The following is a 7,196-nucleotide window of genomic DNA, read 5'->3' as shown; positions in this document are numbered from 1 at the left end:
TGAGATAGAGGCGATCAAAGTCGCATCGCTCAAGATCGGCGCACGCGTCGTCGTGGGCAGTCTTCACACACCCGAAGACGCGAAGAAGTTGCGCGACCGAATAAGGGGAAAACTCTGATGGAGCAGACAGAATCTGCGAACGTCGTTCGTCCGCGGTCGGTTCTCGTCGCGGACGACGACCTCTACCTGCGCATTGAGCACGACCCCGCCAACGTTGCGCTGCTCGAAGACGTCAATGCGATGATCGTGCCCTATTCGGGGCGAGCCGAGCTCAATGCACGCGCTGTTGCTTCGGTGCACAGCCTTCTGCAGAGCAGCGGTCAACTTGTCGCGGGCGCCCTCCTCATTCGGAACCCTTACGAGCCCGAAAGCTATGAGATGTCGGAAGACGCGATCGAATCATTCTCGATCGCGAAGTATCACGCTTTCGCGAACGTCAGCCGGATGCTCGGAGCTAAGCAGGTGCGCTTCCTCGAAGCGAAGGCTGAATCGCAGGACGAGAGCTGGCAGGCGAAGATCGCCGCGATTCTTCCGGCTGGCAGTGGTGACGCTGAGGTTGTGCGCGACGTCGCAAAGAAACTGGATGATCGCCTCAGCGGGCACCTGACCTTCGAAGGTGGGGAACCCGATCCTGAAGCTGCCCGCGAATACCTGCGTCGTTCATACCTGACCCATGACCCGCAACTGCGATCACTCGTCGAGATGCGAGACGGGCGCAACCTCTTGACGCGCTACGAATTCACTTTGAGCGGCACGCGGGAATCCGCCGCGAACTTCAGCAGCGCGTTGAGCATCGCTAACGCCGGGCCGATCAAAGCCGTCGACATCGGCGTCACGTTCGCGAAGACAGTGAAGGCAATTCGCGAGGTCGAGTTCAGAACCGAGATCGAGTTCTAGCGGCGGGGTGCGCCGCGTCGTCGGCGTCACCTGTGGATAACTCTGACCGGATGCGGCGGCTTCGCGTTACCGTGAACGGGTGAAGCTCTCCGAACCCCAGACAAGCCGATTCCGGATGCTGGCGGTGCTGGCCCTCGCAGCAGCGACGCTCAGCGCCTGCACGCCAGAGCCTGAACCGACGCCGACTGCTGCGTTCGCGAGCGAAGAAGAGGCGTTTGCGGCGGCGGAGGGGGTCTACCGGGCGTATATCGAGAATTTCAATTCTGTGGATCTTGAAGATCCACAGACGTTCGAGGTCTTGAATCAATACACAACGGGCGATTACCAGGCGGACGAACGGACACAGCTCTCCGAGATGTACGCAGGAGAATACACACGAAGTGGCGACCTCTTAATCGAGAGCTTCATCGGCACCGAGATGTCGGATGAACGTGTCAAAGCGAGAACTTGCGAGAACGTCAGCGGCGTCGTTCTCCTTGACGCTACTGGCCAGTCTGTCGTGTCGCCCGATCGGCCCGTCCGGTATGCCTTAGATGTCACGTTCACGAAAGTTGACGGTGAGTTGCGGATTGCAGAGACTGTGGCCGTTCAGGATGATGCATGCGCTGGGTAGCTCTAATCTCGACCGCATTCCTGCTCGCTGTCCCTCAGATCGGTCCGCCAGGGATGGTGAAGTTCTGCACGGTGCTGGAACGAGTGACTGGCAAGTGCAGCACGCACGCCACGACCAACGACACTGATGTGGTCGTGGACAGTATCCGCCACGAGAACAGCAACCTCGATGACTCTTTGTCCCTGAGCGAATGGCTTCAGGATCTATTCCCACCTAAGCCCCCCACTCGCGATGCTGTCTTCGCGGACTGTCTGGCCGACTGGGACGACGGCCGCAGCTGCTTCCTCCCACTCGAGGACACAGAAGACGAAGACGACACCGTCGAGATCCCCGCGGTCACGATCACCGACGTCGCGCACTTCGCCCCCGACGGCCCGGCACTTACCGGTGAGCCGAGCAACGTCGGCGTCGCGGGCCTGCCGACGAACTTCGTCGCCACCGCATCCGCCCACACCGTCGATGGGGAGATCTTCGATTTCCCCGTCACCGTCCGCTTCACCCCCGCCGGGTTCGACTTCGCCTACGGCGACGGCGAAACCACCACAACCACCACCGGCGGCAAAACCTGGCACGCCCTCGGCCAAGCACAGTTCACCCCGACGGCGACCAGCCACACCTACACCGAACGCGGCACCTATACCGCGCACGTCGACGTCCGCTACACCGCCGAAGTCGACTTCGGCATCGGCTGGATCCCCCTCACCGGCGAAGTCACCGCCACCGGACCCGACCAACAGATCCGCATCTACGAAGCACACACCGCCCTCGTCGCCCACACCTGCCACGAAGACCCCACCGGACCCGGCTGCTAACCGCCGCCCAGGTCAGGATGCACCGCCAGAGCCATTCCCAGACGGTCTGGGAATTCCGGCGTTCAGGGCGTTGTGCGCCGTGTCGCGGCGCCTTCGGAGCCTTGTTCGGCAGCGAGAGGGGGCAAAGCCTCGATAGATGATGTTCAGCCCGACCGCGTTTGAATAACGCAGCCGCTTCGCGCAGGGGAGCGAGGGGACGCCGCTCGCTTCGACGTCCCCCTTGCCGTCACCGTCTCGTCATGACGTGTTCTATCGCCTCGAGAGGGCTCGCTCCCTCGGCGACCAGCCTCGGGAACCGTGCCCACACCTCGATCGACTGCAACGCAGGAAGCGGCCCCGGATCGGGCCGTTCAGACCGTGCCGGGCGCGCCTGCCACGCGAGGTGCGCGGTTCCCAGCATCCGATATGCGCTCGGTGTGAATCCGGCGGCTGCGGCTCGTCGCGCGAATCCGATCCAGTCCTGCGGTGTCGCGTCGACGCCGCCCATTCTGCTGACCGTGCCGCGATAGCTCGGAGGGAACTCGTACAGCGCGGCGTGCCAGGTCTGCTTCTCGTCCTCAAGCTCTTCCCACCCGGGCTTCGTGAGCTCGGGGAACGGCGTTCGCACCGTCTGCCACCGGCCGACCGCCCGGCGCTGCAGGCGGGCCCCGGGAACCGTCCGAACCCGTTCCAACGCCTCATCGATCGGCAGCGCTAGCCTGGTGTGCGGCGGATCCTCGGGCTGAGGCTCGATGACGCGGTATTCCCAGCGGTCGGCTCCTGCCGGAGCATCCGCCAGAATATCTGCCCACGCACGCGTGAACTCGTCGGCGGGCCATCCGTCCTGACGGCCCTCCGTCTCGCTGGCCTGGCTCGCGATCGCTTCGGCAGTGCCGGGAAGCTCCCCCATTCGCCCGCTCGACAGGTCATGGATACCCGTCTCGATGGCCGAGGGTGACGCCGGTTGTGTGGTGCCTGCCAGAGCCGGACCCTCCGTCACCGAACCGTTCTTCCACTCGACGCGCCACGATTGTTCGCTGTCGAATTGCATGCGCACCACGTCCTCATGGCAGACGCTGGGCCGGCCCGGCCGGGCGACGCGGACTCCGGCGGCATTCAGTACGCCGATGAGTGCGTTCCACGTCCAGCCGGGGTAGTTCTTCTCCACGAAGTCCGCGGTGAATCCGCGACTGATCGGAATGAAGAAGTCGTAGTGGAGCAGTGCGTCGAGTTCGTCCTTCGTGCGGTTCTCGCGGTACTTCTGAGCGTTCATGACTCTTCCCTTCAGCTGAAGGCTGGCGCCATCGCGCCGAGACGAACCGGCGCCAACCCATCGACTTGCCCGCACGCGGATGCGCCGGGCCGGTTCTTCCCCTGGGGCACCCCGCTCGATGGAGAGGGTTGCCGTGCAGCCGGCCAGGTACCGATGGCTGCAGCTCTTGAACCTGAATGGACTGTACTACAGACGCCGGACATTCGAAGCTTCGATGAGTCTGGCGCTTGGCCCCGGCACGTCGGTGCGGTGGGCGCTTCGACAGGCTCAGCGACCGGTGGGCGACGCGGTCACGGCCAGCTTGGCTTGCCGTTCCAGGTCCTTGGCCGTGTACTCCGGCCACCCGTGCAGCTCGCGCTTCCACTCCACAGGCACGGCCGACCCGCCCCACACCGCGCCCGCCAGCGACCCGGCGATCGCGGCCACCGTGTCCGTGTCGCCGCCTCCGCGAACCGCGCGCTCGACAGCATCCGTGAGCGATGCTGCACCGACGACCGCCGCGAGCGCGCCTTGGAACGCTCGCACCACCCAACCGTTGCTCTCCATGAAATCGCGCGGATGCGCGCCCGGCGCGAGCGCCTCGTCGATCAGATCGCCCCAGCGCGCAGCATCTGCCGCGGGCAGAAGCGTCAGCTGCCCGCGCACGTCGAGCTCACCCGTGAGAATCGCGTGGCGAATTGCCCCGCACCACAGGATGCACGCCGACGCGCTGTCCGCCTCCCAATGGGTGAGCTCCGAAACCGCCCGCGCAGCATCGGCGAGCTCGGTCGCAGGCCGGTCGAGATAGCCGAGGGCGAGCGGACCGGTGCGCATCAGCGCGCCATTGCCCCCGCTGCGTCCGGCGTTCTCGTGCACGGTTCGAGCCGCGTCGCGCACGTCGTCTTCAGCAACAGGAGTCGAAACTCGCATGAGCACCGATCGTGTCTGCGCGCCGACGTCCTTCGCTGTCTGCGACCACCCGATCCAGCGGTCGACGATCTCTTCGCGTGAGTCGGCATCATCGATCCGGCCGCCGCGCGCGAGAGTGTCGAGGATCGGAATGGCCATGCTCGTGTCATCCGTCCACTCGTGCGGCGCATGCCCGAAGACGCCGCGTCCGAAGGCGGGCGTTACGAGGTCGGACAGCGCGGGTCCGAACTCGTACTGCGCACCGAGCGCATCGCCGGCGGCGGAGGCGAGCACCGTGCCGATCGCACGATCGAGTTGGATGCTGGTGAGGTTCATGGATGCTCCTTCGCGGATACCGGCGCAGACGCTGGTGCCGTGGCGCCGAACTCCGGTGCGAATTTGTCCGTGACATCGGTTCCGAGCTTCTCTGCCTTGCGGATCTGCAGCAGATGACCGTTGACATGAGATGACCACCGCGAAGCTTCGCGGACATCATCTGGGGATAGCTCTCTCGCCCACTTCAGATCGTACGTCCGTGCATCGAGAACGATGAGCGCGGCTGTATCGAACTCGAATGACCGGAACACCGAGAACACGGCGCTGGGGCTCGTCGTCGGACTGACGGTGCGTGCCTTGACTTGAACGTGCTGACCGTCAGACGCCACAAGGTCGTAGGACTTCGCGGAGTTCGGCGCCAGCGTTCCCCCATAAACCTGCAGCGCGATGTGCTCGGCGTAGTCACCGAGGGGCGCGTTGCTCGTTCGCACGACTCCGCGCTCTCGAAGCTCGGCGAGAATCTCGGCGTACTGCCTCAGTAGCGCGGGAGTGGGCTCAGCCGCCAACGGGCGCGAGGGTGGGTCGGGAACAGGTGTTGTGGTCACGGTCATACCGTAGCGCCGGGCGGTGGTATGCGGCGTGTTGGTTGGTCGTCAATCATGCGGATGGGGCTCAAGGACCCCTGCTGCAGGTCATCGCCTACGGCTGACCGAGTCCGTAGGTGAAGTTTCCGGAATCCCAGTTCATCGTGGCGTTGTAGTAATAACCGGACATGGTGCCGTCGCCATTGTCCTCATTCGCCACGAAGCATTGAAAGACAGTTGTCTTCTGCGTGAGATCGTCGGTCGAGCCGCCGTCGACAGGATCGCAGGAAACCTCAAGAACGGGGCCGTCGACGATGCCGTCGGCGACGTGCTCCTCGGCCATCGTCTTGACTGATGCCTCGATTTCAGTGACAGCGATATCACGTGCGTCACGTTCGCGCTCATCAGCGGCGGCCTGTCGCTCTTGCTCTGCTTGCTCGGCTTCTGCTTCTGCTGCGGCTTGGGCTTCCTCAGCCTCTTGTGCGGCGATTCTCTCTGCTTGTTCCTCGTCGGCTTGGACCTTCAATGCGAGGCCGATGCCGCCGCTGATGATCAGCATGACCATGATGATGGATGCTGTCACCCATGCTGTGCGTCGTCGACTCCAACGTGGCTGACGCGACGATCGGTTCGCACGGTCTGTAGCCTCCGCACTCGGCGCGGGCTCAGGGATACTTAGCCATTGCTCCCCATCCCAGTACCGCTTTCCGCCGTTTGGATCGGGATACCATCCCGCGGGCGCTTTCGGCGCGTCAGTTGACATGATCGTTCTCCTCAAATCGACGTTGATCTAGCGGAAAGCTGCAGGGGCCCGAAACCCCAGTCGGGCCCCTGCAGCAGCTCGTTACGGCTGGACGAACACCTCGTCTGCCAGAATTCCCGGTGCTACCCGGATCAGCGCGGTTTCGCCGTCAGGCACGACGAACGCCACCGATCCTGTGGCGGATGCCCCGTCGTACAGCTCGTCCAGGCCGAAGCTGTCAGCGAGCACGACCAGGCTGTCGTAGCTGTTCACGACGTTGCCAGCGCTCGTGACGAGCGCGACGCTGACCTCGGCGGCCAAGCCCGAGTCGTCACCGGTGTAGGTGACCGTGTAGTTCACGATCTCGTAGTGCGACCCCGCCGGCGCCTCGTCATTGAACTGGTTGCCCTCGGCCACAGCGGCTGCGCCATCGGCCGTGTGGCTGTTGATGACGACCGTCCAGTCGTCGGTGCTGATCTGCGAGCTGAGCGGATACGGGTTCTCGCGCGTGCCATCGAGCGAAGCATCCGTCGGCTCGTCTTCGACAGCCGCCTCGGCCTCTTCATCGGCCGGCTGCGACACGGTCGTATCCGTGTCGCCGAAGGCCTCATCGAACGCTTCATCGGCCGCATTCGCCACGACCGCGAAGAAGACGACGAAGCCGACGATCGTGCCGACGATCGACAGCGCGAGGCCGACGATGCCCATCCACTTGCCGCCGCCCTTGAGGAACAGCGACACGATGCTGATGATGAACGCGATCGGCAGCAGGATCCAGCCGATGATCGCGGCGCCGGGAACGCAGGCGAAGATGAAGCCGACAGCCGCGACGATGAGCGCGATCAGCGCCAGCACGTTCGTCTTCTTCGCAGCGGGCGCCGTCGCTTCGGCGGGCGGCAGCTGCGGAGGCTGCTGCGGCGAGGGAGCAGCGGGAGGGTAGGGAGCGGACATGTGATTCTCCTTCAGGAGTGTGCGTGGAGCACCGGCCTGCCCCACGACGGATGCCGCGGGGCGACCGTTCGCACGCACGCCGAATAACGCCCCCATGGGCCTTGCTCGCGGCGGCGTGCGTCCGGGCCTTCTCCTTGGCGTGCTTCTGCCGGACCCGGTCCTTGGCGCTGAGGTGAAGGGT

At 64.5% G+C, this 7,196-nt stretch carries 8 protein-coding genes, 1 pseudogene and 1 riboswitch; of the genes and pseudogenes, 3 read left to right on the top strand and 6 right to left on the bottom strand.

What is annotated here, in order from left to right:
• Nucleotides 1-117: 117 nt before the first annotated feature.
• The 3 genes from Q1J95_RS12835 to Q1J95_RS12825 all read left to right on the top strand — a co-directional run bounded on the left by Q1J95_RS12835 (nucleotide 118) and on the right by Q1J95_RS12825 (nucleotide 2,322).
• Nucleotides 118-897 (top strand): hypothetical protein, encoded by a 780-nt coding sequence (locus Q1J95_RS12835; protein WP_300268164.1) that lies wholly within the window; start codon nucleotides 118-120, stop codon nucleotides 895-897.
• 79 nt (nucleotides 898-976) lie between these two features.
• Nucleotides 977-1,510 (top strand): hypothetical protein, encoded by a 534-nt coding sequence (locus Q1J95_RS12830; protein ID WP_300268162.1) that lies wholly within the window; start codon nucleotides 977-979, stop codon nucleotides 1,508-1,510.
• On the top strand, nucleotides 1,498-2,322 hold the full coding sequence (locus Q1J95_RS12825; RefSeq protein WP_300268159.1) for a hypothetical protein: 825 nt from the start codon (nucleotides 1,498-1,500) through the stop codon (nucleotides 2,320-2,322). The genes Q1J95_RS12830 and Q1J95_RS12825 overlap by 13 nt, the downstream gene beginning before the upstream one ends.
• A gap of 226 nt (nucleotides 2,323-2,548) precedes the next feature.
• Here Q1J95_RS12825 and Q1J95_RS12820 read toward each other — a convergent pair whose 3' ends face one another.
• From Q1J95_RS12820 to Q1J95_RS12795, 6 genes and pseudogenes are all read right to left on the bottom strand, one after another.
• On the bottom strand, nucleotides 2,549-3,574 hold the full coding sequence (locus tag Q1J95_RS12820) for a hypothetical protein (protein ID WP_300268156.1): 1,026 nt from the start codon (nucleotides 3,572-3,574) through the stop codon (nucleotides 2,549-2,551).
• Nucleotides 3,575-3,630: 56 nt separating this feature from the next.
• A riboswitch (SAM riboswitch) is annotated at nucleotides 3,631-3,746 on the bottom strand.
• A gap of 95 nt (nucleotides 3,747-3,841) precedes the next feature.
• Nucleotides 3,842-4,798, bottom strand: coding sequence for an ADP-ribosylglycohydrolase family protein (locus Q1J95_RS12815; RefSeq protein WP_300268154.1), 957 nt, complete (start codon nucleotides 4,796-4,798; stop codon nucleotides 3,842-3,844).
• Nucleotides 4,795-5,343: a hypothetical protein gene (locus Q1J95_RS12810; RefSeq protein ID WP_300268152.1), complete on the bottom strand. Its 549-nt coding sequence runs from the start codon at nucleotides 5,341-5,343 to the stop codon at nucleotides 4,795-4,797. Before Q1J95_RS12810 ends, Q1J95_RS12815 begins: the two co-directional genes overlap by 4 nt.
• A gap of 94 nt (nucleotides 5,344-5,437) precedes the next feature.
• Complete coding sequence (locus Q1J95_RS12805; protein WP_300268165.1) at nucleotides 5,438-5,887, bottom strand: DUF2510 domain-containing protein; 450 nt, start codon at nucleotides 5,885-5,887, stop codon at nucleotides 5,438-5,440.
• A 90-nt stretch (nucleotides 5,888-5,977) separates the two neighbouring features.
• Nucleotides 5,978-6,085: pseudogene (locus Q1J95_RS12800) on the bottom strand (DUF2510 domain-containing protein); the annotation flags it as partial.
• A gap of 81 nt (nucleotides 6,086-6,166) precedes the next feature.
• On the bottom strand, nucleotides 6,167-7,015 hold the full coding sequence (locus Q1J95_RS12795) for a hypothetical protein (RefSeq protein ID WP_300268150.1): 849 nt from the start codon (nucleotides 7,013-7,015) through the stop codon (nucleotides 6,167-6,169).
• Nucleotides 7,016-7,196 lie beyond the last annotated feature (181 nt).

Source organism: Microbacterium sp. (assembly GCF_029263575.1).
Classification (GTDB): Bacteria; Actinomycetota; Actinomycetes; order Actinomycetales; family Microbacteriaceae; genus Microbacterium.
This window is presented reverse-complemented; position numbering and strand designations above follow the sequence as displayed.